At 73.0% G+C, this 25,677-nt stretch carries 20 protein-coding genes; 12 read left to right on the top strand and 8 right to left on the bottom strand.

Annotated features, from left to right (window positions below):
• Positions 1-6: 6 nt before the first annotated feature.
• The 4 genes from FKN01_RS15315 to FKN01_RS15300 all read right to left on the bottom strand — a co-directional run bounded on the left by FKN01_RS15315 (position 7) and on the right by FKN01_RS15300 (position 5,980).
• Entirely contained in the window at positions 7-1,491 is a 1,485-nt protein-coding gene (locus tag FKN01_RS15315) for an LCP family protein (protein ID WP_260696894.1), read from the bottom strand.
• A gap of 256 nt (positions 1,492-1,747) precedes the next feature.
• Positions 1,748-3,457, bottom strand: a complete 1,710-nt coding sequence (locus tag FKN01_RS15310; protein WP_260696893.1) for an LCP family protein — start codon at positions 3,455-3,457, stop codon at positions 1,748-1,750.
• 256 nt (positions 3,458-3,713) lie between these two features.
• The gene (locus FKN01_RS15305) at positions 3,714-5,018 is read right to left on the bottom strand and encodes an LCP family protein (RefSeq protein ID WP_143620667.1); all 1,305 of its coding nucleotides are present in this window, start codon (positions 5,016-5,018) and stop codon (positions 3,714-3,716) included.
• A gap of 212 nt (positions 5,019-5,230) precedes the next feature.
• A complete protein-coding gene (locus FKN01_RS15300; protein WP_143620665.1) occupies positions 5,231-5,980 on the bottom strand; it encodes a TIGR03089 family protein in 750 nt (249 codons plus the stop codon).
• 195 nt (positions 5,981-6,175) lie between these two features.
• On the opposite strand from FKN01_RS15300, the gene FKN01_RS15295 reads away from it, so the two are divergent.
• Both FKN01_RS15295 and FKN01_RS15290 read left to right on the top strand, forming a co-directional pair.
• Positions 6,176-7,267, top strand: a complete 1,092-nt coding sequence (locus FKN01_RS15295; protein ID WP_143620663.1) for an NDP-sugar synthase — start codon at positions 6,176-6,178, stop codon at positions 7,265-7,267.
• A 91-nt stretch (positions 7,268-7,358) separates the two neighbouring features.
• Complete coding sequence (locus tag FKN01_RS15290) at positions 7,359-8,342, top strand: DNA-3-methyladenine glycosylase (RefSeq protein ID WP_143620661.1); 984 nt, start codon at positions 7,359-7,361, stop codon at positions 8,340-8,342.
• A 451-nt stretch (positions 8,343-8,793) separates the two neighbouring features.
• On the opposite strand, the gene FKN01_RS15285 is transcribed toward FKN01_RS15290, so the two are convergent.
• Genes FKN01_RS15285 through FKN01_RS15275 form a run of 3 tightly spaced genes read right to left on the bottom strand, consistent with a single transcriptional unit; the run spans position 8,794 to position 11,650 of the window.
• Entirely contained in the window at positions 8,794-10,104 is a 1,311-nt protein-coding gene (locus FKN01_RS15285) for a coenzyme F420-0:L-glutamate ligase (protein ID WP_143620659.1), read from the bottom strand.
• On the bottom strand, positions 10,101-11,057 hold the full coding sequence (cofD, locus tag FKN01_RS15280; protein WP_143620657.1) for a 2-phospho-L-lactate transferase: 957 nt from the start codon (positions 11,055-11,057) through the stop codon (positions 10,101-10,103). Before cofD ends, FKN01_RS15285 begins: the two co-directional genes overlap by 4 nt.
• Before the next feature lie 59 nt (positions 11,058-11,116).
• Entirely contained in the window at positions 11,117-11,650 is a 534-nt protein-coding gene (locus FKN01_RS15275; RefSeq protein ID WP_143620655.1) for a cysteine dioxygenase family protein, read from the bottom strand.
• 720 nt (positions 11,651-12,370) lie between these two features.
• Between FKN01_RS15275 and FKN01_RS15270 the strand changes: the two genes are divergently transcribed.
• From FKN01_RS15270 to FKN01_RS15260, 3 genes are all read left to right on the top strand, one after another.
• Positions 12,371-12,634 carry a WhiB family transcriptional regulator gene (locus FKN01_RS15270; RefSeq protein ID WP_018103995.1) on the top strand — a complete coding sequence of 88 codons (264 nt, stop codon included), beginning with the start codon at positions 12,371-12,373 and terminating at the stop codon, positions 12,632-12,634.
• Between the two features lie 302 nt (positions 12,635-12,936).
• Entirely contained in the window at positions 12,937-16,770 is a 3,834-nt protein-coding gene (locus FKN01_RS15265; protein WP_143620653.1) for a glycosyltransferase family 2 protein, read from the top strand.
• Positions 16,767-18,302: a DUF5719 family protein gene (locus FKN01_RS15260; RefSeq protein WP_143620650.1), complete on the top strand. Its 1,536-nt coding sequence runs from the start codon at positions 16,767-16,769 to the stop codon at positions 18,300-18,302. Before FKN01_RS15265 ends, FKN01_RS15260 begins: the two co-directional genes overlap by 4 nt.
• Before the next feature lie 20 nt (positions 18,303-18,322).
• Here FKN01_RS15260 and FKN01_RS15255 read toward each other — a convergent pair whose 3' ends face one another.
• On the bottom strand, positions 18,323-18,751 hold the full coding sequence (locus tag FKN01_RS15255) for a metallopeptidase family protein (protein ID WP_143620831.1): 429 nt from the start codon (positions 18,749-18,751) through the stop codon (positions 18,323-18,325).
• Positions 18,752-19,072: 321 nt separating this feature from the next.
• Between FKN01_RS15255 and FKN01_RS15250 the strand changes: the two genes are divergently transcribed.
• The 7 genes from FKN01_RS15250 to FKN01_RS33185 form a co-directional block, all read left to right on the top strand.
• Positions 19,073-19,450: a DUF3499 domain-containing protein gene (locus tag FKN01_RS15250; RefSeq protein WP_143620648.1), complete on the top strand. Its 378-nt coding sequence runs from the start codon at positions 19,073-19,075 to the stop codon at positions 19,448-19,450.
• Between the two features lie 60 nt (positions 19,451-19,510).
• The gene (locus FKN01_RS15245; RefSeq protein WP_143620646.1) at positions 19,511-20,908 is read left to right on the top strand and encodes a phosphomannomutase/phosphoglucomutase; all 1,398 of its coding nucleotides are present in this window, start codon (positions 19,511-19,513) and stop codon (positions 20,906-20,908) included.
• Positions 20,909-21,514: 606 nt separating this feature from the next.
• Positions 21,515-21,697, top strand: coding sequence for a Trm112 family protein (locus tag FKN01_RS15240; RefSeq protein WP_018103989.1), 183 nt, complete (start codon positions 21,515-21,517; stop codon positions 21,695-21,697).
• A 67-nt stretch (positions 21,698-21,764) separates the two neighbouring features.
• The gene (locus FKN01_RS15235; protein ID WP_143620644.1) at positions 21,765-22,901 is read left to right on the top strand and encodes an SIS domain-containing protein; all 1,137 of its coding nucleotides are present in this window, start codon (positions 21,765-21,767) and stop codon (positions 22,899-22,901) included.
• A 67-nt stretch (positions 22,902-22,968) separates the two neighbouring features.
• Positions 22,969-24,162, top strand: a complete 1,194-nt coding sequence (gene manA, locus FKN01_RS15230) for a mannose-6-phosphate isomerase, class I (RefSeq protein ID WP_143620642.1) — start codon at positions 22,969-22,971, stop codon at positions 24,160-24,162.
• Between the two features lie 87 nt (positions 24,163-24,249).
• Positions 24,250-25,305 carry a cation diffusion facilitator family transporter gene (locus tag FKN01_RS15225; protein WP_143620640.1) on the top strand — a complete coding sequence of 352 codons (1,056 nt, stop codon included), beginning with the start codon at positions 24,250-24,252 and terminating at the stop codon, positions 25,303-25,305.
• 205 nt (positions 25,306-25,510) lie between these two features.
• On the top strand, positions 25,511-25,677 hold a 167-nt coding region (locus FKN01_RS33185), incomplete at its 3' end, for an adenosylhomocysteinase (protein ID WP_260696903.1).

Here is a 25,677-nt window from a genome sequence, read left to right as displayed (position 1 = left end):
CGCCTGTCAGCTCTTTCCGTCCCACTTGTAGACGGAGTAGATGTCCATGCACTGACCCTCGTCCGCGGCGTTGAGGTCGTCCGCGCCCTCCGGAAGATCACCCGCCTCGACCTTGGGGGCCTTGTACACGGTCCCCTCGCGCCAGTCCGCGCCGACGACGACGGTCAGCCCGCCGGCCTTCGGGTCGGCCTTGACCGCGGTCGTCGGGAGGCCCAGCGCCTTGGCGACGGACAGCGCGTCCGACCTGCCCTGGTCGCCGTCCTCCTTCGCGTACCGCACCGCCGTGTCCTTGACCGGCTCGGCGGTCTGCGAGGTCTCCGCCTCGGCGAAGCCCTTGTCGTGCAGGATGCCGGCGACCTCGGAGGCCCGCCCGTCCTTGGGCGCCTGGCCGACACCCGTGCCGTTCACCACCGAGACGCCGAGCGTCGCCGGATCCGCGGCGGGCGGGCCGGAGGGGGACGCGGAGGACGAGGGCTTCTTCTTCTCCTTGCCGTTCTTGTCGAACGCGACGTCCTCGCGGACCAGGCGCCACAGGGCGTCCGCGGACTTCTCGACGGGGACGAGCTTGTTCTTGTCCTGCGACCACTCGGCCGTCGGCATCGTCGTCATGGTGATGCGGTTGATCGGCACGCTCTTGAGCTGCATCGCCAGGTCGTAGAGCTTCTTGACCGAACGGATCTCGTCGGAGACCTGGAGGGCCTTGGTGGCCGTCTCCGCGAGGTTCATCAGCCGGCCCGCGTCCGACCAGAGGTTCTGCTTCTTCAGCGTGCGCAGCATGGAGTTCATGTACATGTGCTGTGCCTTGGCCCGGTTCTGGTCGTTGCCGAACGCGTGCCGGGTACGCAGCCACTGCAGCGCCTGCTCGCCCTGCACCGTGTTCTTGCCGGCGGGCAGCTTCAGACCGGAGCCGCCGGGAACGAGGCGCGTGGGCTTGTCCCACACTCCCGTCTTCACACAGACCTCCACGCCGCCGATCGCGTCGGCCATGGCCACCACACCCGCGAAGTCGAGCATGATCCAGTGGTCGATGTAGACGCCGGTCAGCTTCTCCCAGGTGGTCAGCGTGCAGCCGGGGCCACCGCGCTGGAGGGATTCGTTGATGGGCCTGTTGTCGGTCGCCGGGTACTTCTGGCCGGTCTCGGAGTCCGTGCACTCGGGGATCTCGAGGATCGTGTCGCGCGGAATGCTGACCAGCGAGGAGTTCTTCCGGTCCGCCGAGATGTGCAGCAGCATCTGGACGTCGGCCCGGGGCTTGTCCCCGACCGTGTCCCTGCTCCCGCCGAGCTTCACGTTCTCCGCGGTGTTCCGGCTGTCCGAGCCGATCAGCAGGATGTTGAGCGGCGTATCGCCCTGGGCGTTCGGCGCGGCCTTCTTCACACCGCTGTCGCCGCCGGTGCGGGCGCTGCTGCGGATGTTGTTGTTGAGGTGCCGGTAGTAGAGGTATCCGGCGGTGGCGGTGCCCAGGACCAGCACCGCCATGGATATCGCCATCCACCGGAGCACCCGGCGTCTTCGGGACTTCTTCGCAGCCCGCTTACGCGGCTTGGCACGCCGATGGCCCGACCGCCCGCCGCCGTCGCCGCCCGGCCCGGTGTCACCGGGGTGCGCGCCGGCCCGGTCGCCGTCGCCCCCGTCCCCGGCCTTCCGGCGGGAGTGCGTCCGCGACCGCGTCCCCTCCCCGGCTGTGCTGCTCCGTCCCACCAGGTCCCCCCTGCTGCTCAGACTCGTATGGCGCGGTGGCCCGGTGTCACTTGGAGCACCCCGCGGATTCGGCGCTGGACTTCGGAATGTCGATCTTCTTCGGCGCCGTGATGGGCGTGCCGGCCGCCTGGAAGTCCTTGCCCAGCGTCAGCACCATCGCCTGAAGTCCCTCGGCGTCGGTGGTGCCCGGCTTCATCGCGGAGCCGGGCAGCCCCATCATCTCGGCCAGGGCACGGGCCTGGTCCGCCTGGTTCGGGGCGTACTCCAGCGTCGTCTTGGCGATCTTCTCGGGCGCGTTGGCCTTGTTCGTGGACTTCAGGACGCCCTTGGTGTTCTGCAGCCAGGTGACCGTCTGCTGGGCTCCGCCGGGGACCTCGCCACCGTTGTACACATCGACCCGGACGTCGGCCGGCGCGGCCTTGGTTCCCTTGAGCAGCGCGTCCTGCTTGCTCTTGGCCTTCTTCTTCTGCGCGGCGACCTCGGTCAGCGAGGTGTCGTCGCGCAGCATCGAGAACAGCTGCTCGGCCTGTGTCGGGTGCGGGACGACCGTGACGGGCTTGGGCTCGTCGGGGTTGTCGATCACGGGCATGGTGACGAACGTGATGTTCTTCGTGTTCGTCTTGGTGATCTCCTTGGCGAGCGTGCTGAGCTTCTTCACGTCGCCGATGGCCTTGTCGACCGTCAGGGCCTTGGTCGCCGCGTCCGCCAGCTTGAACAGCTTCGTCGGGCTGGTCAGCGTGTCGTCCGACTTGGCCTGCTTGATCATCGACCCGATGAACTGCTGCTGGCCCTTGATCCGGTCGAGGTCGCTCCCGTTGCTGTAGGCGTGCCGCGTCCGTACGAACGCCAGCGCGTCCTCGCCCTGGACCTTGTTCGGGCCCGCGGGCAGATTCAGGTGGGACTTGGGGTCGTTGATGGCGTGGTCGAGGCAGATGTTGACGCCGCCGACCGCCGTGGACAGGGTCTTCACCGCGTTGAAGTCGACCATCATGAAGTGGTCGATCTTCACCCCGGTCAGCTCCGTGACCGTCTTCATCGTGCAGCCGGGGTCGCGGCCCTCCTCGCCGAGGCTCCGGTTGAACCGGACGTGCTTCAGCCCCGGGATGTCCTTCTCCGAGCCGTCCTCCTGCTTGGAGGTGCAGTCCGGGATGTCGGTGATGAGGTCGCGCGGGATGCTCATCGCCGTGGCGTTGGTGCGGTCCTCGGAGACGTGGAAGAGGATGTTGGTGTCCGCGTGGCCGACGCTGCCCTTGTCGCCGTAGCCCTCGTTGCCCTTACCGGTGCGTTTGTCCGTACCGATGATCAATATGTTGATCGGGGCGTTGGCGGTGACGACGTCCTTGTTGCCGGCGTCGCCGATGTCCACGGTGTTGATGTTGCCGTTGAGGCGCTGGTACAGCCAGTAGCCGCCGGCCGCGACCCCCACGAGCACGAACGCCATCACGCCGCCCGTCCACATCAGCGCCTTCCTGCCGCGCGACTTGGCGGCCTTGCGCTTACGACGCCCCGGGCCGGCGTCGCCGGGCGCGGGGCGCTGCCGGCCGCGCGGGCCGTTCGCCGACCGGCGCCCGCCCTGGCGCGGCACCTCGGTTGCGCGCCGCGGGGAGTCGGCCGCGGGGGCACGGCGAGGGGTGCTCGACGGGCCGCGCTGGGCCGGAGGGACCGAGGACCGGGGGGTGTTCCCTCCGGAGTGGTTCAGTCGCAGTTCGTAATCGCCGGTGTCCGGGTTGAGAACCCACTGGTCTGCGGGATCCATGTCTTCCGCCCGCCCACGGCTTTGCGCATCCACGGTTGCTCGAGTCCTCCGTCGGTGCCACGCGAGGCGCCTCCCCCGAAAAGGCGCTCAGTCTTTCTCTCCGGAAGTGCGCGGCCGGACGGCCGGTAGCACCGGATCGCGTCACACTATCCGTCTCATTCGGCGTCCAGCGACGCGCGTGACACATTCCACGCCCCTTACAACCGGGCATTCTTCCCATTGCGCGCGGAATGTTGGTGTCTGTTTGGCCATTGCTTTACTGCTCGCACAGGTCGGTCGCGGCATTGTTCCCCGAATACGTGGGTGTGGGCGACGGCCCCGAGGCGTCGGCCGGGTCCGGGCTCTTGTCGCCGCCCTTGAGCTTGCCGGCGGGCACCACGGCGACCGGCTCGTCCTCGCGGAGCTGTTTGAACAACTTGTCCGCGTCGGGCTGCACCAGCTCGTCCCGGTTCCTGTTGAGGTGGTACGGCTGCCGGGGCACCGTCAGGAACTGCACCTTCTCGGTGGGGACGTCGCGCATGCCCCGCACCAGGTCGTAGAGGTCCTTCAGGCTGTCCAGGCCCGGGTCCGTGGTCAGCGCCTTCGTGGCCGCGTCGAGCACCGGGTAGAGGCGCGTCGGGTTGAGCAGGACGCCGTTGCTCTGCACCTTGTTGACGAGCGCCCCCAGGAACTGCTGCTGGCGGTCCATGCGGTCGGTGTCGCTCCCGTTGCCGAGCGACTTCCGGGCCCGTACGTAGCCCAGCGCCTGCTCGCCGTCGAGCTTCTGGCGGCCCGCCTTGAGCTTGAGGTGGGCGTCCTTGTCGTCGACCGGCTCCTTGAGGCAGACCTCCACCCCCTGCACCGCGTCGACCATGTCCTTGAAGCCGTTGAAGTCGATGACCATGTGGTGGTCGATGCGGATGCCCGTCATCTTCTCGACGGTCCGGATGGTGCAGGCGGTCCCGCCCATCTCGAAGGCCCAGTTGAACTGCGCGAACTGGGCCCTGGTGGCGGCCTTGCCGGCCTGGTGGCAGGCCGGGATGTCGACCATCAGGTCGCGCGGGATCGACATCGCGGTCGCGCTCTTCCGGTCCGCCGCCAGGTGCAGCAGGATCGTCGTGTCCGAGCGCTGGCTGCCGCCGTCGTCGCGGCCGTACTCGCGGTTGTCGCCGGCCCGGCTGTCCGAGCCGATCAGCAGGATGTTCTCCGCGTCGTGCACGACGGAGACCGGCCGCTCCTTCTCGTACGCCTTCAGCTCGGCCGCCGCCGAGGTGTCCGTCCGGATGTTGCCGTCCAGCTTCTTGTACAGCCACCAGCCGACGCCCGCCGCGACGAGCACGACGAACGAGGCGCCGAGCGCGGTCCAGCGCAGCCAGTGGTGCTTGCGCCTGACCGTGATGTCGAGGCCCCCGCCGCCGTCCCCCGAGGGTTTCTCCGGGGCGGGCCCGGGGCCGCTCCCGGACCCGCTGCGGGTCTCACCGCCGGGGGCGGCCGCCGCGCCGGGCGGTGGCGCGTCCGGTGTCCGGTCCTCGCCCGCGGCCGAGTCGTCGGGGTCGCCCGGAGTGCCGGCGCTTTCGGTCACGTCTGCGTCCATCCTTCACGTTCGGCGGCGCGCTGGGCCGCCGGTCGCAGAAGTAGACGGCTGAACCTCACGCTTGGTTGTGCCTCGGCTGGTCTGTACGGCAGATCATGTACCGGAGTTGAGCGCCGACACGGGGGACTCGGCCCACGATGGGCCGGACGAGTGCCCTCCCCGGGCCTCTTGTCATACCGGCCCCGGGCCCACCCCCGCCGTCACACCGTCAGCGTGACCCGCTCGCTCTCCACCCGCTGCGCCAGCGCCTGGGCGCCCACCCGGTCGAGGTGGCGGCACAGGACCACGGAGCCCCCGGTCGCCAGCGGCGCGTAGAGCCCCGCGCTGAGCCCGTCCCAGGTGTCGTACGTACGCCCCGACAGCAGCCGCGCACCGGGGCCCAGGCCCAGCGCCGCCCCGTCCTCGCGCCCCCGCGCCACCAGCTCCGCCGCCGTGAAGGAGACCCCGCCCACCGTCAGCGCCGGCGCGTCCGGGTCCACCGGGGCGAACGGCGCGAACCGGTCGCCCTGCCCCGGCACCTCCACCGCGTAGTCCGCGAAGCCCTCGGGCGCCTGCGGGAACCGCCCGCCCAACGGGCGCAGCGCCAGCGCGATCCGCTCGCCCCGGCAGGCCCGCGCCGCGTCCAGCGTGTCCGGGCCGGAGACGACCAGGTCGGCGGCGGCCGGATCGCCCCCCACCTCGGCGACCACGCCGACCGAGGCGCACGCCAGCAGCCAGACCGCGGACTGCCAGTGCGCCGGGAGCAGCAGTGCGAGCCGGTCCCCGGGCTCGGCAGCCAGATCGCCCTGGAGCAGGTTGGCGGTCTTGGCCACCCAGTTGGCGAAGGTGGCCACCGACAGTTCGACGCGTTCTCCGGTGGCGTCGTCGTAGAAGGTGACCAGGGGGCGGGCCGGGTCCGCGGCGAGCGCGGAACGCAGCAGGTCGGCGGGGGTGCGGTCGCTGGCGTTCATGGCGGAAGCGTACGTGGCGGGGCCGGCGGCAGCCGCGTACACCGTTTCACCGGACGCGCAACCGAATGGCCGGGAGCGCGTCTCTACAGAGAACCGGGGCCGGCCGGGCCCCACCGTCCGAAGGCGCCCCCCTGCGGCTGCATACACTGGCCAGCCGTAACGACGCCCGGCCCAGCAGGAAGCGAAGACAGTGCTGTGACAGAGGCAAAAGAAGCGATCCTCCTGGTCGGCGGCAAGGGAACCCGGCTGCGCCCGCTCACGGTGCACACGCCCAAGCCCATGGTCCCGGCGGCGGGCGTCCCCTTCCTCACGCACCAGCTGGCGCGTGCCCGGGCCGCCGGGGTGGAGCACATCGTCCTCGCCACCTCGTATCTCGCCGAGGTCTTCGAGCCGTACTTCGGCGACGGCTCCTCGCTCGGCCTGCACATCGAGTACGTCACCGAGCGCGAACCGCTCGGCACCGGCGGCGCCATCCGCAACGTCGCCCACCGGCTCGCCTCGGGCCCGGACGAACCGGTCCTCATCTTCAACGGCGACATCCTCACCGGGCTCGACATCCGGGCCCTGGTCACCTCGCACGCCGACTCCGGCGCCGACGTCTCCCTCCACCTGACCCGGGTCGAGGACCCGCGCGCCTTCGGCCTCGTGCCCACCGACGACACCGGCCGCGTCACCGCCTTCCTGGAGAAGCCGCAGACGCCCGAGGAGATCGTCACCGACCAGATCAACGCCGGCGCGTACATCTTCCGCCGCTCGGTCATCGACACGATTCCGGCCGGCCGCCCCGTCTCCGTCGAACGCGAGACCTTCCCCGGTCTCCTCGCCGACGGCGCCCACCTCCAGGGCATGGTCGACTCCACGTACTGGCTGGATCTCGGCACTCCGCAGGCGTTCGTCAGGGGCTCCGCCGACCTGGTGCTCGGCCGCGCGCCCTCCCCGGCGGTGCCGGGCCGCTGCGGCGACAGCCTCGTCCTGCCGACCGCCTCGGTCGCCCCCGACGCCAAGCTCTTCGGCGGTACGGTCATCGGCGACGGCGCGGTGATCGGCGCGGGTGCCCGGATCGACGGCTCCACCGTGCTCGCGGGCGCGGTCGTCGAGCCCGGCGCGGTGATCACGGACTCCCTGGTCGGCGAGGGCGCCAGGGTCGGCAGCCGTACGGTGCTGGCCGGCGCGGTCGTCGGCGACGGCGCGGAGGTGGGCGCCGACAACGAGCTCCGCGAGGGCGTCCGCGTCTGGTGCGGGGCGCGGCTGCCGGACGCGTCGGTACGGTTCTCCTCGGACGAGTGAGCGACCCGGCCACTCCGGCCCGTACGGGGACCGAGTGGCCGAAAAGCGCCGTACCCTCGACAGGCAGCCCCGACGACCGAGGACCTCTTCCGTGGCAGGACGATTCGCTCCCCGCAACGCCCGGCGCGCGCCCGTCCCGCACCAGGCGGCGGCCACGCCCGTACCGGCGGCGCAGACCCGTGTCTGGACGCCGCCGGGCCCGCTCGACCTGAGGCTCGTACTCGGCCCGCTGCGCCGGGGCCCCGCCGACCCCACGTTCCGGATGGTCGCCGACGGCTCCGTACGCCGGGCCAGCCGCACCCCCGAGGGCCCCGGCACGCTCCACGTCGTCGCCCGCGACGGCCGGATCGAGGCGTCCGCCTGGGGGCCCGGCGCGCCCTGGCTGCTGGACCAGCTGCCCACGCTGCTCGGCGCGGGCGACGACCCGGCGGCCTTCACCCCGCGCCACCGCCTCCTCGCCCAGACCCAGCACCGCCGCCCCGGCCTGCGGCTGCTGCGCACGGGCCTGGTGCTGGAGTCGCTGATCCCGTCGATCCTGGAGCAGAAGGTCACGACGGACGAGGCGTACCGCGCCTGGCGCCTCCTGGTGCGCCAGTACGGGGAGCCCGCGCCCGGCCCGCAGGAGTACGGCCTCTACGTCATGCCGGACGCCCGCACCTGGTCGCTGATCCCGTCCTGGGACTGGCACCGCGCGGGCGTCGACAGCAAGCGCTCGGCGACGATCCTGCGCACGGTGCGGGTCGCCCGCCGCATGGAGGAGGCGGCCGCGATGGACCTCCCCGACGCGCTGACCCGCCTCCAGGCGATCCCGGGCATCGGCCCCTGGACGGCGGCGGAGACCCTGCAACGCTCGAACGGCGCGCCGGACGCGGTGACGGTGGGCGACTTCCACCTCCCCGGCATCGTCGGCCACGCCCTGGCGGGCAACCGCCACGCGGACGACGAGGAGATGCTGAACCTCCTGACCCCGTACGAGGGCCAGCGCCACCGGGCGACCCGCCTGATCCTGCTCTCAGGCGCGACGCCCCCGAGAAGGGCCCCGCGCTTCCAGCCGAGGGACATCGCCCGACTGTGACCCCACCCCCGCCGCCTGCCGAAACCGGGCCCGCCGGGCGGTGAAACCAGGCCCGCCCGGCGGTGGAGCCAGGCGCGCCCGGCTGCCGAAATCGGGCCCGTCCGGCGGTGAAGCCAGGCCCGCCGCCTGCCGAAACCGGGCCCGTCCGGCGGTGAAGCCAGGCCCCGCCGGTTGCCGAAATCAGGCCCGCCCGGCTGCGAAATCAGCCCCGCCGCCTGCCGAAACCGGGCCCGCCGGGCGGTGAAGCCAGGCCCGCCCGGCGGTGGAGCCAGGCCCGCCCGGCGGTGGAGCCAGGCCCGCCCGGTTGCCGAAATCGGGCCCGTCCGGCGGTGAAATCAAGCCCGTCCGGCGATTGAGGACCGGGGTCCGGGGCAGAGCCCCGAAACCGCCCACCGGCGCTCAGGGCTCAGGGGCACCGAGCCAGAGCCCCGAAACTCGGCGCCGCAGGCGCCTAACGCACTACGAGGAAGTCCTCCGCGGAACGCCCCACCCGCGGCCCGGGCGCCGAAACCGCGTGTCCCACGGCCACCGCGCCCAGCGGGTCCCAGGACGACGGGAGCCCCAGAACGTCCCGCACCACATCCCGGCAGAACATCGTCGAGGACACCCACGCCGACCCCAGCCGCTCACCGGCCAGCGCCACCAGGAAGTTCTGGATGCCTGCCCCGGCCGCGACCACGAACATCTCGCGCTCCGCGCCGTCCCGCCGCTCGTCCCCGTACGTGTGCGAGCCGTCCATCACCATGCACGGCACCACCAGATACGGCGCCCGGCGCAGCACATCGCCCCGCCGCACGCGCTTGGCGACCGACTCCTCGCTCTTGCCGTCGCGCCGCAGATCCGCGATCCACGCGTCCCGCATCGCGTCCAGCAGCCGGGTCCGCGCTTCCGGTGACTCCAGCAGCACGAACCGCCACGGGGTCGTGTGGTGCGGCGCGGGCGCGGTCACGGCGGCGGCGACCGCACGCCGTACCGCCCCCGCGTCCACCGGCTCGTCCGTGAACTCGCGCACCGTACGCCGCTGCGTCACCGCCTCACGCACCGCCTCGGAGGTGCCCAGCCGGAACATGTCGTCGGCCGCGACCCGCACCATCGCACGGGCACCCTGCTCGTCCGCCGCGTCCACGACGTGCCCGAGCCCGCGCACGACGGCGACGGGCAGCCCGTCCGTCTTGCCCTTGACCAGGTCACCCGCGGCGGCCAGCTCGTCGGCGGTGGCGATCACGGTCGCGTTCAGCGGATTGCCGTGCGCGTCCCGCCCGCCCCGCAGGTCGTCCAGCACCCGCACCCCCGCGGCGCCGATGGCGACATCGGTCAGCCCGTTGCGCCAGGGCCGCCCGAAGGTGTCCGTGACGAGGACGCCGACCTCGACGCCGAGCGCCGCCCGCAGCCCGTCCCGGATCGCCCGGGCCGAGGCGTCGGGGTCCTCCGGGAGCAGCAGGACCGTTCCGGCGGGGGTGTTGGACGCGTCGACACCGGCGGCGGCCATGACCAGGCCCTGCCGGTTCTCCACGATCCGCAGCGGACCGCGCCGCGCCACCACCCGTACCGTCTCCGCGTCTATCGCCGCCTCCCGGTCGGGGGCCTCGGCGATCCGGCCCTCCGCCTTGGAGACGATCTTCGAGGTGACGAGCAGCACGTCACCGTCGGCGAGCCCCGGTTCGGCGGCCGCGATCAGCTTCGCGAGGTCGTCCCCGGGCCGGACCTCGGGCAGCCCGGGAAGGGCCCACACCCGGTAGGAGGGGGCGTCGGCGGAGCTCACGCGCGGACCTCCTCGGCGAGGGCGAGCGCCTGCCGGGCCATCTCGGCGGTGGCGGCGGCATCGGTCATCATCAGCGGTACGGCCCGGCAGCGGATGCCCGCCGACTCCACCCGCTCGACCGCCCCCGCGTCCACGGTGTCGACCAGCCAGCCGTCGAGCAGCCCGGACCCGTAGTGCTCGGCGACGGCGGCGGCGGTCGACTCCACGCCCACCGCCGCGAGGACCTTGTCGGCCATCCCGCGCACCGGCGCGTCACCGACGATGGGGGAGAGGCCGACGACCGGCACCCCGGCCTCGGCGATGGCCTCGCGGATGCCGGGCACGGCGAGGATCGTGCCGACGGAGACGACCGGGTTGGACGGCGGGAAGAGGATGACGTCGGCCCCGGCGATCGCCTCCAGGACCCCGGGCGCCGGCTTCGCCTGCTCCGCGCCGACGGGCACGACCGCCCGCGCCGGCACGGCGGCCCGCAGCTTCACCCAGTACTCCTGGAAGTGCACGGCCCGGCTCTCGCCGTCCTCCTCGATCGCCACATGGGTCTCGACGCGGTCGTCGGACATGGGCAGCAGCCGGACGCCCGGCTTCCAGCGGGCGCAGAGCGCTTCGGTGACGGCGCTGAGCGGGTAGCCCGCGCCGAGCATCTGCGTACGGACGATGTGCGTCGCGAAGTCGCGGTCGCCGAGCCCGAACCACTCGGGACCCACGCCGTAGGCGGCGAGCTCCTCCTTGACGTGGAACGTCTCGTCGGTGCGGCCCCAGCCCTGCTCCTCGTTGATGCCACCGCCGAGGGTGTACATCACGGTGTCGAGGTCGGGGCAGACCTTGAGCCCGAACAGATGGATGTCGTCACCGGTGTTGCCGATGACCGTGATGTCCGCGTCGGGCGCGGCCTCCTTGAGACCCCGCAGGAAACGAGCACCACCGATACCGCCGGCCAGAACCACAATGCGCATGCAAACAGTCTGTCAGGCGAAGCCTGATCTTCGTCGGGGTGGTGGCGGGCGACGGGGCGTCAGGCCGTTGCTACCGCCTGGGCGCACCGCGCCGCGTGCATCGGCATGTCGGTGAGTCCCGGGTAGTAGATGTGCAGGCTGACGGCCGGTTCCAGGGAGTCGTTGACGACCTCGTGGCGGTAGCCGGGGGCGAAGACGCGCTGCGCGCCCGCGCCCAGCGTCCGCTTCCCCCGTTCCGTACGTTCGGTCAGTTCGCCGTCGAGGACGGTCAGGACGCCGGAGGACGGCCCGTGGTCGTGCGGCCCGCTGCCCTGCCCGGGCACCCAGCTCAGCAGCCAGACCTCGTAGCCGAGCGGGGTCTCCCCCGGTCGGGCGGAGCCGAGACCTCGGGGGACTTTGCGCAGCCGGTGGTACCAGCGGGTGGTGGCGTCGTACCGGACGAGCGGCGCCCACCGGTCGCGGTCGGCCGCGATCGTACGGGCGAGGCCGACGAACTCCGCGACGGTGGCGGGGTGTTCGGGGGCGGGGCGGAGAAGGTGCTGGACCTCCAGGAGGTCGCCGGCGATCTGGAGGTCGCTGTCGCTGCTGTTCATGGAGCGTGGTTCCTCGGCGGGGTGCGAGTGCGGGTGCGGCGTGCGGTGGGTCCGTCGCGAGGCCCGGTGGACCGGGAACGGAGGCCGGAAGGGCCATGGGCTCCGGGTGCGGGGCGGGGCGGGACGGGCGGTGCCGGGCCGGAGCGGGAGGGCTACGACGGCGTCGGCGGCATCAACAGCTGAGACAGCTGGAACAGCGACAGCGAGCCTGGACAGCGCTGCGGAACCCACGGGCGCGGGTCGCGTGCGTCGCTGAGGTCGCTGGCATGCCATCAAGGAGAACCGGAGGGTCGCCCGGTGTCAACCCAATGCCCGGTTTGGCGGCAATGTTTCACCTCATCCGGTTACTCCGATCGGAGAAAGGTTTTAGCGGGCCGTGGTGGGGACAGGTGGCGCAGCAGTCGTGCTGCCAAACATGGGCACGGCACCGTGACCCGAATGTGATCTTGGTCGCTTCGGTGATCGAATCGCAACGTGTCCGAGTCCGCGACAGTTTGTCTCCATGGCAGGCGGGTACGCGGTAGGGCCCATGGCATATGTCAGGTTTTTGGTGATTTGAACACTTAACGCATACGGTTGGTGCCGCAGGGTGAATACCGAGGCCAATAGCAGATCCGGGCTTGACCAGCCAGAGCTACACGCTTGTAATTCCACCCGTGTCGTTCGGCCGTTTCGGTAACGGCCGCATCACGGGACGCAAGAGACAGACGAGGGGCGCACATGACCGAGCTGTTCCAGCAACTGCTGGTCGAGGACGCGGACGAAGAGCTCGGCTGGCAAGAGCGCGCGCTGTGCGCCCAGACCGATCCCGAGTCCTTCTTCCCCGAGAAGGGTGGATCGACCCGAGAGGCGAAGAAAGTCTGCCTCGCCTGTGAAGTCCGGTCCGAGTGCCTGGAGTACGCCCTCTCTAAGGACGAGCGGTTCGGCATCTGGGGCGGCCTCTCCGAGCGCGAGCGCCGACGCCTGAAGAAGGCGGCCGTCTGACCGGTCCCGACCGGCCCGGCCCACCGCGCGCGAGCACCGAGGCCCGCCGCCCGCACCCCCGCGGGCGGCGGGCCTTCGCCGTACCCGGAAAGCGCCACCACCATGCCGGCACCCCTGCGGAACGCGCGTCGGCCGCTACCCTCCCGCGCCCTCGTTCAACCGCACCGCGCCACCCCGGTTACCCCTACCGTTAGTGTGGGGCCCCGTCCGAGACGCGCCAACGACCCGACAGAGCGCGCGTGTACACCGATGCAGCCCCCGGGGGGACGTCCCCCGGACCCGGCCGGAGGGCCCGTACCTCGATGTCCGTGCACAGCCAATCAACGGCGCCGTACGCGGCCGCCGCCGCCCCCGAGTTCCCCCGGCATGTCGTCACCGCCGTGCTCGTCTCCCACGACGGCGCACGCTGGCTGCCCGACGCGCTCGCCGGACTGCTCGGCCAGGAACGCCCCGTACAGAACGTCATCGCCGCCGACACCGGCAGCGCCGACGACTCCGCACGCCTGGTCACCGAGGCACTCGGCGCCGACCGGGTCCTGCACCTGGCGCGGCGTACGAGCTTCGGCACCGCCGTCGACGAGGCGAGCCGCACGGCCGGCGTCCTCACCCCGGACGACCTGCCCTACCTGAAGCGGCCCAGCGGCTGGGACCCGGTCACCCGGACCTGGCACGACGAGGCGTACGAGATGCCCGAGCTGCCGCACGGCGAGCCGGTGCAGTGGCTCTGGCTGCTCCACGACGACTGCGCGCCCGCGCCCGACGCGCTCGCCGAGATGCTGCGCGTCGTGGACAACGACCGGCACGCCGCGATCGTCGGGCCCAAGCTGCGCGGCTGGTACGACCGCCGCCAGCTCCTCGAAGTCGGCGTCTCCATCGCCAACAGCGGCCGCCGCTGGACCGGCCTCGACCGCCGCGAGCAGGACCAGGGCCAGCACGACCAGGTCCGCACCGTCCTGTCCGTCTCCACCGCCGGCATGCTCGTCCGGCGCGACGTCTGGGAGGAGCTGGGCGGCTTCGACCGCGGGCTCCCGCTCATGCGCGACGACGTCGACCTGTGCTGGCGCGCCCACATGGCGGGCCACCGGGTGCTCGTCGCCCCCGACGCCGTCCTGCGGCATGCCGAGGCGTCCGCGCGGGAACGCCGCCCGATCGACTGCGCCGGCCGCACGGTCGCCAGCCCGCACCGCGTGGACAAGGCCGGCGCCGTCTACACGATGCTCGTCAACGCACGCGGCAAGAAGCTGCCCTGGGTGCTGCTCCGGCTCGTCCTCGGCACCCTGCTGCGCACCCTCGCCTACCTCGTCGGCAAGGTCCCCGGCCAGGCCATCGACGAAGTCACCGGCCTCCTGAGCACCCTGCTGCGCCCCGGCCGCATCCTGGCCGCCCGCCGCGCCCGGGGGAAGGGCGCCGTCGACGCCGCCGAACTGCGCGGCCTCTTCCCCGCACCCGGCGCCACCGTCCGCGCCACCGTCGAACAGGTCGCCGGGAACTTCGGCGGCGGCTCCGACGCCGACTCCGGCGGCTCCCGGCACGGCGCCGTCGAGTCCGGGCCGGGCGGCGACGACGCCGACTATCTGGAGATCGACCAGTTCGCCCGGCTGAAGAAGGTCGGCCGCAAGCCGGGACCCGTCCTCTTCGCCCTGCTCCTCCTCGTCTCCCTCGTCGCCTGCCGCGACCTCATCGGCGGCGGCGCACTGGCCGGCGGCGCCCTGCTGCCCGCCCCCGGAGACGTCTCCGACCTCTGGGCGCGGTACGCGGACGGCTGGCACACCGTGGGCACCGGCGGCACCCAGACCGCCCCGCCCTACCTGGCGGTCATCTCGGCCCTGTCCGCGCTGTTCCTCGGCTCCACCGGCTTCGCGCTCACCCTGCTGCTCGTCTGCTCGGTCCCGCTCGCCGGACTCACCGCGTACTTCGTCACCCGCCCGCTGCTGCCCTCGCGCCTGCTGCGGGCCTGGGCGAGCGTCGCGTACGCCTTCCTGCCCGCCGCGACCGGCGCCCTGGCGACCGGCCGCCTCGGCACCGCCGTCCTGGCCGTCCTGCTGCCGCTGCTCGCGCGCACCGCCGTCTCCGCACACGGCATGCGCGCCACCGGTGACGCCCGCGGCAGCTGGCGCGCCACCTGGGCCTACACCCTGCTCCTCACCCTCGCCATGGCGTTCACCCCGATCGTGTGGCCGCTCGCCGTGGTCCTCGGCCTCGGCGTCCTGGTGCTGCGGCGCCGCGACATCACCGCGTACGGGCTCCGCTTCCTCGCCGCCGTCGGCACCCCGGTCCTGGTCCTCGCACCCTGGTCGCTCTCGCTGCTGAGCAGCCCGTCCGCGTTCCTGGAGGAAGCCGGACTGGAGACCGGTACGGGCTCCGCCTCCGCGCTGGACCTGCTCGGCATCAGCCCCGGCGGGCCGAAGGCGGCGGGCGGCGTCCTGCTCCTGGGCATCGTCCTCGCGGCGCTGGCCGCCCTGCTGCGCGGGGAGCGGCAGTTCGCCGTCCGGACGGCCTGGGTGGCCGCGCTGGTCTCCCTCGCGTTCGCCGGCCTCGCCAACGGCTCCGGCTGGGCGGGCCCCGCGACCCTGGTCTACGGCGCCGCGCTCATCGCCGCCGCGCTGGTCGGCGCCGACGGTGCCCGCATCCGCGTCGCCGAACTGAGCTTCGGCTGGCGCCAGCCGGTCGCCGCGTTGATCGCCCTCGCGGCGGGCGCGGCCCCCGTGCTGGCCGCCGCCGGCTGGATGATCGGCGGCGCGGCGGGCCCGCTGGAACGCCGAGACCCGGTCCAGGTGCCCGCGTTCGTCGCGGAGGAGAGCGGCACCCGCGACCAGCCGCGCACCCTGGTCCTGGGCGGCACCTCGTCCGCCTCCGTCGACTACACCCTCGTCCGCGGCTCGGGCGCCCGCCTCGGCGACGCGGAGCTGGCCGAGGCCCAGGGCGGCAACGGCCACCTCGACAAGGTCGTCGCCAACCTGGTCGCCGGCTCCGGCGCCGACCAGGGCAGCCAGCTCAGCGGCTTCGCGATCCGTTACGTCCTCGTGCGCGACGGTGCGCCCAAGCAGATGAGCCGGGTGCTCGACGCGACCCCGGGCCTGAGCCGGCTCAGCCAGCTCGACGGCAGCGCCCTGTGGCGGGTGGACCGGCAGGTCGCCCGGATCATGATCGTCCCGTCCGAGGCCGGCGACGAGCCGCTCCCCGTGGGCTCCCAGCCGGTCGAGGCGCACACCAAGATCCCGGCGGGCGGCAACGGCCGGGTGCTGCGGATCGCCGACGCCGCCGACCCCGGCTGGCAGGCCACGCTCAACGGCCGCGCGCTGACCGCGAAGACCGTGGACGGCTGGGCCCAGGGCTTCGAACTGCCCGCCGAGGGCGGCACCCTGGACCTGACGTACGAGGAGCCCTTCACCCACACCGTGTGGATCTGGGCGCAGATCGCGCTCGCCGTGGTCCTCGTGGTCATGGCCCTGCCCGGCCGCCGCCGCGAGATCGACGACGACCTGCCGGAGGAGGCCGAGGCCCTCGCCGCCGAACCGGTCGCCGGCGAGGGCCGCCGCGCCCGCAGGCTGCGCGCCGCCGCCCTGGCCGAGAGCGAGGCCGCCGAGGCAGCCGAAGCCGCCGAAGCCGCCCCCGGCCGGCAGGACGCCGAGGGCGCCCCGGACCCGGCTCCGGTCCAGGACGAGGAGACCGGCGAGCAGCCCGCGTACGTTCCCGCCCAGCAGAGCGCCGAAACCGGTCCGGCGGCCCCGGAGGACGACGACGTCTTCGTACCGCGGCAGCAGTACGGCGACTGGGACAACGGTCAGGGCCAGTACCAGGACGCGGGCTATCCGCAGTACCAGGACGGCGCCCCCTACCAGGACCCGTACGCCGAGGGCCGGCAGCAGCCGGAAACCGGTGGCTACGACCCGTACGGCTACCCCCAGCAGTATCAGGACGGCCAGTACCAGGACGGCCAGTACCAGGACGGCCAGTACGCGGGGCCGTACGACCCGCCCGCGTACGACCCCCGGACCTATGACCCCAACGGGTACGCCCCCGAGGCCGGGCCGTACGGCGAGCAGCACCCGCACGACCCGCAGAACCCCGAGAACCCCGCCCCGGGGCAGAACCCGTGGCCGACCGGCAACGCATCGCGAGGCGAGTCCGAGTGAAGTCCACCAGCGCCCTGTCCCTCATCGCCGGAGCGGTCGCCCTGGCCGCCGTCACCGGGTTCGCCGCGCTCAACGAGCCGTCGGGCGGCGGCACGGCCGAAGCGAAGACGGCCGCACGGCTGCCCGTCGAACGCACCAGCCTGCTCTGCCCGGCGCCCGGCCTCTCCGACCTCTCGGAGACGGCGTACACCGCCTTCACGCCGTCCGGCGGAAGCGGCGGCTCCGCCACGGCCGGCTCCGCCGGGCTCCTGTCCTCCGCGAAGTCCGACGACAAGTCCGACGAGAAGTCCGACGACAAGGAGAAGAAGGGCAAGAGCGAGAAGGGCGGGAAGGACAAGCCGGTGGTCTCCCTCAAGGAGCCCGGCAAGCCCGCCACCGGCGAGGCATCGGGCGCGGACTCGCCCGCCCTCATCGGCACCGCGACGGGCCGCTTCGCCCCCGGCTGGACCGCCCAGCAGACCACCACCATCGAGGCGGGCGACGGACGCGGCCTGCTCGGCATCAGCTGCACCGTGCCCGACACCGACTTCTGGTTCCCGGCGGCGAGCACGGCCAAGTCCCGCGAGGACTACGTCCACCTCACCAACCCGGACGACACCGCCGCCGTCGCCGACATCGAGCTGTACGGTCCGGACGGCTCCCTCAAGTCCGACGTCGGCGAGGGCATCACGGTCCCGGCGGGCTCCGGCGTACGCGTCCTCATCTCGACGCTCACCAGCAAGGCCGCCGACGACGTCACCGTCCACGTCACCACCCGCACGGGCAGGGTCGGCGCGGCCGTCAGGACGGCGGACGACGAGACCGGCAGCGACTGGCTCACCGCCTCCGCCGAACCGGCCGGCACGGTCGTGCTGCCCGGCATCCCGGCCGACGCGACCTCCGTCCGCCTGGTGGCCTTCGCCCCCGGCGACGACGACGCCGACCTCGATCTGAAGCTGCTCGGCAAGACCGGCGCGGTCACCCCGGCCGGCCACGAGGAGCTGCACGTCAAGTCGCACATGACCGCCGGAATGGACCTGAAGGACATCACCCGCGGCGAGGCGGGCTCGCTGATGCTGGTGCCCTCCGAGAAGGGCAGGGCCACCCCGGTCGTCGCCGCCCTGCGCGTGGTCCGGGGCAAGGGCGACAAGCGGGAGGTCGCCTACATCCCGGCGACCGGCCCGGTGGGCGCGCGCGCGACCGTCGCGGACAACCGGTCCAAGGGCTCGGTCCTCTCCCTCACCGCCCCCGGCGCCGCCGCGACGGTCAAGGTCACGGCGTCGGCGGGCAGCGGCGGCGGTACGCCGGTCAGCAAGACGTACAAGATCGCGGCGGGCACGACCACGGCGGTCACCCCGCCCGTGCCGACGGGCCTCAAGGGCACCTACGCCCTGACGGTCGAAACGCAGTCGGGCGGCCCGGTGCACGCCGCGCGCACCCTCACGGAGACGGTGAACGGCATCCAGATGTTCACGGTGCAGACGCTGCCGGACGACCGGGGCACGGTGGAGGTCCCGGCGGCCCGGCAGGACCTGTCGGTGCTGGACGACTGAGCGGGCGGCCGAGCGGGCCGCTACTCCTGCCCGTACCGGGGATCGACCGACTCCGGCGCCAGCCCCAGCAGCTCCGCGACCTGCTCGACCACGATCTCGTGGACGAGCAGGGCGCGCTCGTCGCGGCTCTTGGTCCGCAGCTCGACGGGGCGCCGGTAGACGGCGACGCGGGCGGGCCGGCCCTTCTCGGCGGAGACCGCGTCGCCCAGCGGAACCGTCTCCTCCGCCGTCTCCGGCACCTCCAGGACGACGAAGTCGACCTCGGCCAGCTGCGGCCAGCGCCGCTCCAGCCGCTCCACCGAATCCTGGACGAGATCGCGGAAGCTGTCCGCGCGGCTCGTCGACAGCGGCACCTGCGGCGGGGCGACGGGCCCGCGCATGCCTCGGCCGTGTCGGTCCCGGCGCCGCGGACGCGGCTCGGACGGGCTGGGCGGTACGGAACTGTCCATCACCGACGCAGCCTAACCCCCGGCGGACCGCCCGGCCGGAGGACGAGCGGGCCCACCCCGTCCTGTCCGCTCCTGAGCGATCCGGTCACACCGGAGCCCGTTTCCAGCCCCGCTCGCGACCGCCGGGCCGATGCCTTCTGAAAGATTCGCGGCGCAGCGGTGACCGGAATCATGGCCGTCAGGACCCTCTCCATCTCCTCCCGCGCAGGTCAGCGGAGTTGCCCGGGGGGCGCATGTGCCGGAGGTCACAGGGCGACACGGAGGAGTGAGCTGGGGGAGAGTCGTCGCAGCCCGCTCAAGAGTGCGGTACCGTCCAACATCGTGAGCCCTGTACGTCGCTGTTCGCGCACCGCGTGCGGCCGCCCTGCCGTCGCGACACTGACGTACGTCTATGCCGACTCGACTGCGGTCCTCGGCCCGCTCGCCACCTACGCCGAGCCCCACTGCTACGACCTCTGTGCCGAGCACAGCGAGCGGCTGACCGCGCCGCGCGGCTGGGAAGTCGTCCGGCTCTCCGACCCCTCCGCGCCCAGCCGCCCCAGCGGCGACGACCTGGAAGCGCTGGCCAACGCCGTACGGGAAGCCGCGCGTCCGCAGGAGCGCGGCGACGGCGCCCAGGGCGGTGGCCGCCGGACCGCCGACCCGATGGAGGTCGCCCGCAGGGGTCACCTCCGCGTCCTGCGCTCACCCGACTCCTGAGGGACCGTCGGCCGCCGGGTACGTTGGGCGGTCCGAAGCAACCCCCTGGAGGACCGGCCCGTGACCGCAGACCTGTCGCAGCTCGTGAAGGCGTACGACGTGCGCGGAGTCGTGCCCGACCAGTGGGACGAGAAGCTGGCCGGACTCTTCGGGGCGGCCTTCGTCGAAGTGACCGGCGCGGACGCGATCGTGATCGGCCACGACATGCGCCCCACCTCCCCGGCCCTGTCGGGTGCGTTCGCCCGGGGCGCGGCGGGACGCGGCGCCGACGTCACCATGATCGGCCTCTGCTCGACGGACCAGCTGTACTACGCGTCCGGGGCGCTGCACCTGCCCGGCGCGATGTTCACCGCCTCGCACAACCCCGCGCGGTACAACGGCATCAAGATGTGCCGGGCGGGCGCGGCACCGGTGGGCCAGGACACGGGCCTCGCCGAGATCCGCGCGCTGGCCGAGGAGTGGTCCGAGAAGGGCGCCCCCGAACCGGTCGCGGCCCCGGGGACGGTCACCGAGCGCGACACCCTCACGGACTACGCCGCCCACCTGCTCTCCCTGGTGGACCTGACGGAGATCCGCCCCCTCAAGGTCGTCGTGGACGCGGGCAACGGCATGGGCGGCCACACCGTCCCCACGGTCTTCGCCGGGCTGCCCGTGGACCTGGTCCCGATGTACTTCGAGCTGGACGGCACGTTCCCGAACCACGAGGCCAACCCCCTGGACCCGAAGAACATCACGGACCTCCAGGCCCGCGTGGTGGCCGAGGGCGCCGACCTGGGCCTCGCCTTCGACGGCGACGCGGACCGCTGCTTCGTGGTGGACGAACGGGGCGAAGGCGTCTCCCCGTCGGCGATCACCGCCCTGGTCGCGGCCCGGGAACTGGCCCGCAACGGCGGCCGGGGCACGGTCATCCACAACCTGATCACCTCCCACTCCGTCCCCGAGGTCGTACGCGAACACGGGGGCACCCCCGTCCGCACCAGGGTCGGCCACTCCTTCATCAAGGCCGAGATGGCCGCCCACGGCGCGATCTTCGGCGGTGAGCACTCGGCCCACTACTACTTCCGCGACTTCTGGAACGCCGATACGGGCATGCTCGCCGCCCTCCACGTCCTGGCCGCCCTGGGAGGCCAGGAGGGGCCCCTCTCGGCCCTGGTCGCCCAGTACGACCGCTACGCCGCCTCCGGCGAGATCAACTCCACGGTCGACGACCAGCAGACCAGCACGGCGAAGGTCGCCACCGCCTTCGCCCACCAGGAGAACGCCACCGCGGACACCCTGGACGGCCTCACGGTGACCACCCCCACCTGGTGGTTCAACCTCCGCCCGTCCAACACGGAACCGCTGCTGCGCCTGAACGTGGAGGCGAGGGACGGGGAGACGATGAGGCGCGTGAGGGACGAGGTCCTGGCCCTGATCCGATCCACCCCCAGCGCGAACCCCAGCCCCGCCGACGCTTGAGGCGCGGAACCCGGGGCAAAGCCCCGAAGCCCACCCCAGCCCCTCCGGCGCTTGGGGAGCGGGGCCCGGGCCAGCGCCCGAAACCCGCCCCGCCGCGCACCCCCAGTCCCTCCGGCGTTTGGGAAGCGGGGTCCAGGGCAGCGCCCCGAATCTCCAGCCCCGCCGGCGTTTGAGGCGCGGGGCCCGGGGCGGAGCCCCAAAACCCAGCCCCTCCGGCGCTTGAGGAGCGGGGCCCGGGGCGAAGCCCCAAAACCCAGCCCCTCCGGCGCTTGAGGAGCGGGGCCCGGGGCAGCGCCCCGAATCTCCAGCCCCGCCGGCGCTTGAGGCGCGGGGCCCGGGGCGAAGCCCCAAAACCCAGCCCCTCCGGCGCTTGAGGAGCGGGGCCCGGGGCAGCGCCCCGGTTTCGGGAAGGGGCGGGGAGGGGAACAGGCCCGCCGCAGGCGCAACGCACCCGCACCGCCCAACGCACCCGCACCGCACTCCCGCACCGCCCCCCCCGCCCCCCGCCCCCCGCCGCCCCACGACACGCACCCCACCCCACCCCAGCGGTAGGCTGACCACGCCCCCACAAGGGCCCCGACAACAGACCGCCCGAAGGGACACCCCATGCCGCTCGAAGCCGGCCTCCTGGAGATCCTGGCCTGCCCCGCCTGCCACGCCCCCCTGGACGACCAGACGGCAGCCGACACCCCGGAACTCATCTGCACCGGCACCGACTGCGGCCTCGCCTACCCCGTCCGGGACGGCATCCCCGTACTCCTCGTCGACGAGGCCCGCCGCCCGGCGTAACCGGCCCGCAGCGGCCGCACCGCACCCGCACCAGCCGGTGACCGGCATGTGATCGGAGGACCGCCCCATGCTCGACGAGTCGTTGCTCGACGCCCCCGACGCCCTGGCCCGAGCCGACCGCCGCGACCTGCTCCGCGGCGCCGCCGAGGCCGGGGCCCGGGTCCGTACCGCCGCGCGGCACGCGACGGAGGCCGGGATCACCGAGCTGAAGCCGGAGGGCCGCCCGCGCGCCGTCCTGGTCGCGGGCCCCGGAACCGCCGCGACCGGCGTCGCGGACCTGATCGCCGCACTCGCCGGCGCCTCCGCCCCGGTCACCCGCATCCCCCCGACCGGCGTCGCCCCCGCCCCCGGCGCCCTCCGCTGGACCCTCCCCGGCTGGGCCGGCTCCGTGGACCTGCTGCTCATCGCCACGGCGGACGGCTCCGAACCGGGCCTCGCCCTCCTCGCGGAGCAGGCGTACCGCCGCGGCTGCACGGTCGTGGCCGTCGCCCCGCTGCGCTCCCCGCTCCGGGAGGCGGTCCACGGGGTGCACGGCCTCGTCGTACCCATGGCCTCCGCCCCCCACGGCGAATACGACGCCGAGACGTCGGCCGCAGGCCCCGGCACCCTCTGGGCCCTGCTCACCCCGCTCCTCGCCCTGCTCGACCGCGTCGGCCTCGTCACCGCCCCCGCCGACACGCTCCAGAGCGTCGCCGACCGCCTGGACCGTACGGCGGAGCGCTGCGGCCCGGCCATCGCCACGTACAGCAACCCGGCCAAGACCCTCGCCGCCGAACTCGCGGACACCCTCCCGCTGATCTGGACGGAGGGCGAAGCGGCCGGCCCCGTCGGACGCCGGTTCGCCGCGGTCCTGGCGGAGCTCGCGGGGCGCCCGGCCCTCGCCGCCGCGCTCCCGGAGGCGCTTCCCGCGCACGGGGGCCTGCTGGCGGGCGCCTTCGCCGCGGGCGCGGACCCGGACGACTTCTTCCGCGACCGCGTCGAGGAGCCGGAGACCCTGCACGCCCGGGTGGTGCTGCTCCGCGACCGCCCGACCGGCGGCCTCAGCGCCGCCCCGGCCGCCCGCGAACTGGCCCTCGGCCACGACACCGCGATCAGCGAGCTCGAACCGGAGGAGGGCGGCATCCTCGAATCCCTCGCGGAACTGCTCGCCGTCACCGACTTCGCCGCGGTCTACCTCTCGCTCGCCTCGTCGGCCGACGCCTGACCACCTCGTACCACGTCAACACAGCGCGGCGACACCGCACCGCACACAGCAACACAAGGACTGATCCATGGACCGGCTCTCCAACACCGTGCGCCCGTATGCCTGGGGCTCGACCACCGCGATCCCCGCCCTGCTGGGCGTCGCCCCGACCGGCGAGCCACAGGCCGAGATGTGGATGGGCGCCCACCCGGGCGCCCCTTCCCGGATCACCCGCACCAAAACCGCCGGCACCACCGCAACCGGTACCGCCCCCGAGCAGTCCCTCACCGACGTCATCGACGCCGACCCCGCCGGCGAACTCGGCACGGCGACCGTCGAGAAGTTCGGCCCCCGCCTCCCCTTCCTCCTCAAGCTGCTCGCCGCGGGCGCCCCCCTCTCCCTCCAGGTGCACCCCAACCTGGACCAGGCCAAGGCGGGTTACGCGGACGAGGAGGGCCGGTCCGTCCCGATCGACGCCCCCCACCGCACGTACAAGGACGCCAACCACAAGCCCGAGCTGATCTGCGCGCTCACCCCCTTCGACGGCCTGTGCGGATTCCGCCGCCCCCTGGAGGCGGCCGAGGCGATGGAGGGCCTGGGCGTCGACTCCCTCAAGCCCTACGCGGACCTGTTGCGCGCCCAGCCCGAGGAGGCCGCGCTGCGCGAGGTGCTGACGGCGATCCTCACCGCGGACCCGGACGAGATGGCCGAAACGGTGACCGCCGCCGCAGCCGCCGCAGAACGGATCGGCGGTGCCTACGCCCCGTACGCCCGCATCGCCCACCACTTCCCCGGGGACGCCGGCGTCATCGCGGCTATGCTGCTCAACTACGTACGGCTCCAGCCCGGCGAGGCGCTGTTCCTCGGCGCCGGCGTCCCGCACGCGTACCTCGACGGCCTCGGAGTCGAGATCATGGCCAATTCGGACAACGTGCTGCGCTGCGGCCTGACGCCCAAGCACATCGACGTACCCGAACTCCTGCGCATCGTCCGCTTCGAGGCGACCGACCCGGGCATCCTGCGCCCGGAGGCCTCCCCGTCGGGCGAGGAGCTGTACGAGACGCCGGTGGACGAGTTCCGCCTCTCCCGCTTCGACCTGTCGCCCGGCGCCGCCCCCGCCGACCTGACCGCGCCCACCCCGCAGATCCTGCTGTGCACGGCGGGCGCCCCGAGCGCCGGGGACCTCGCCCTCGCACCCGGCGAATCGGTCTTCGTACCGGCGGGCGAGCGGGTACAAGTGTCCGGAGCGGGCACGCTGTTCCGTGCGACAGTGGTGGCCTGACGCACCGTCCGCGACGACGGCTGCAACAATGTGCCGCCACACCGCGGCCGTCGGAGCCGCAGACCGAAGAAGGGACACCAGGCACCCATGAGTGCGTCAGGCGGAACCAAGGCGATCGTGGCGGCACTCGGCGCCAACCTCGCGATCGCAGTGGCCAAATTCGTGGCGTTCCTGTTCAGCGGGTCCTCGTCGATGCTCGCGGAGAGCGTCCACTCGCTCGCCGACTCCGGCAACCAGGGACTGCTGCTCCTCGGCGGCAAGCGGGCCCAGCGCGTGGCCACCCCGCAGCACCCCTTCGGGTACGGCCGCGAGCGCTACATCTACGCCTTCCTCGTCTCCATCGTCCTGTTCTCCGTGGGCGGCATGTTCGCGGTGTACGAGGGCTACGAGAAGATCAGGCACCCCCACGAGCTGGAGGCCTGGTACTGGCCCGTCGGCGTCCTGGTCTTCGCGATCATCGCCGAGGGCTTCTCCTTCCGTACGGCGATCAAGGAGTCCAACGAGTCGCGCGGCTCGCTCAGCTGGACGGAGTTCATCCGCCGCGCGAAGGCACCGGAACTGCCCGTCGTGCTCCTCGAGGACTTCGGCGCGCTGATCGGTCTGGTCCTCGCCCTCGGCGGAGTCGGGCTGGCCCTCGGCACGGGCAACGGCGTCTGGGACGGCATCGGCACCCTCTGCATCGGCATCCTGCTGATCGCCATCGCGATCGTGCTGGCCGCCGAGACCAAGTCCCTGCTGCTCGGTGAGGCCGCGGGCGCCGACCAGGTGGAGAAGATCAAGGACGCGGTGGTCGACGGCGACACCGTCACCGGGGTCATCCACATGCGCACGCTCCACCTCGGCCCGGAGGAGCTGCTGGTCGCCGCCAAGATCGCGGTCCAGCACGACGACACCGCCGACGAGGTCGCCAACGCCATCAACGCCGCCGAGTCCCGCATCCGCGCCGCGGTTCCCATCGCCCGGGTGATCTATCTGGAGCCGGACATCTACAACGCGGCGGCGGCAGCGGCCGGCACCAACCCGGCCAAGGCCCCCGGCGGCACCCACGCCACCCCCGCACCAGGAGCCGCCGGCCCGGGCTCCGAGGCGGCCGACACCCCGGCGGGCACGGAGGACACCGGCCCGGCGGAATCCGGCCACTGACCGCACCGGACCCGCCATCGCGCACCCGACACAGCCGCTCCCACCCCGGACCCGCTCCGGTGGACTGGGAGCGGCTGCGCCGTTCGGTGTAGATTCGACGGCAGTGTCAGACGTCGCTGCTGATGGCGGTCGATCGGTCCGTACGCCGGACCGGCCGAGGGAGAGAGGGCCTCCGACGGACTGCGCTGCGAGCGCCCGGGCATTCGTGTGCCCGCCGCCGCAGAGCCGCCCTACCCACCCACAACTCCACAACGAGGAGCAGCCCGTTATGACGACGGTCGCCAACCAACAGGACTTCAAGGTCGCCGATCTCTCCCTCGCCGCTTTCGGGCGGAAGGAGATCACGCTTGCCGAGCACGAGATGCCGGGTCT

This window comes from Streptomyces sp. 130, assembly GCF_007096885.1.
Taxonomy (GTDB): Bacteria; Actinomycetota; Actinomycetes; order Streptomycetales; family Streptomycetaceae; genus Streptomyces.
The sequence above is the reverse complement of the archived record's forward strand: the minus strand, read 5'-3'. Positions and strand labels throughout refer to the sequence as shown.

Coding starts and splice junctions, on each gene's coding strand:
- FKN01_RS15315 (WP_260696894.1), bottom strand. CDS start 1,491: ATGGCGATATCCATGGCGGTGCTGGTCCTGGGCACCGCCACCGCCGGA.
- FKN01_RS15310 (WP_260696893.1), bottom strand. CDS start 3,457: ATGGATCCCGCAGACCAGTGGGTTCTCAACCCGGACACCGGCGATTAC.
- FKN01_RS15300 (WP_143620665.1), bottom strand. CDS start 5,980: ATGAACGCCAGCGACCGCACCCCCGCCGACCTGCTGCGTTCCGCGCTC.
- cofD (WP_143620657.1), bottom strand. CDS start 11,057: ATGCGCATTGTGGTTCTGGCCGGCGGTATCGGTGGTGCTCGTTTCCTG.
- FKN01_RS15275 (WP_143620655.1), bottom strand. CDS start 11,650: ATGAACAGCAGCGACAGCGACCTCCAGATCGCCGGCGACCTCCTGGAG.
- FKN01_RS15270 (WP_018103995.1), top strand. CDS start 12,371: ATGACCGAGCTGTTCCAGCAACTGCTGGTCGAGGACGCGGACGAAGAG.
- FKN01_RS15265 (WP_143620653.1), top strand. CDS start 12,937: ATGTCCGTGCACAGCCAATCAACGGCGCCGTACGCGGCCGCCGCCGCC.
- FKN01_RS15255 (WP_143620831.1), bottom strand. CDS start 18,751: ATGGACAGTTCCGTACCGCCCAGCCCGTCCGAGCCGCGTCCGCGGCGC.
- FKN01_RS15240 (WP_018103989.1), top strand. CDS start 21,515: ATGCCGCTCGAAGCCGGCCTCCTGGAGATCCTGGCCTGCCCCGCCTGC.
- FKN01_RS15235 (WP_143620644.1), top strand. CDS start 21,765: ATGCTCGACGAGTCGTTGCTCGACGCCCCCGACGCCCTGGCCCGAGCC.
- manA (WP_143620642.1), top strand. CDS start 22,969: ATGGACCGGCTCTCCAACACCGTGCGCCCGTATGCCTGGGGCTCGACC.
- FKN01_RS15225 (WP_143620640.1), top strand. CDS start 24,250: ATGAGTGCGTCAGGCGGAACCAAGGCGATCGTGGCGGCACTCGGCGCC.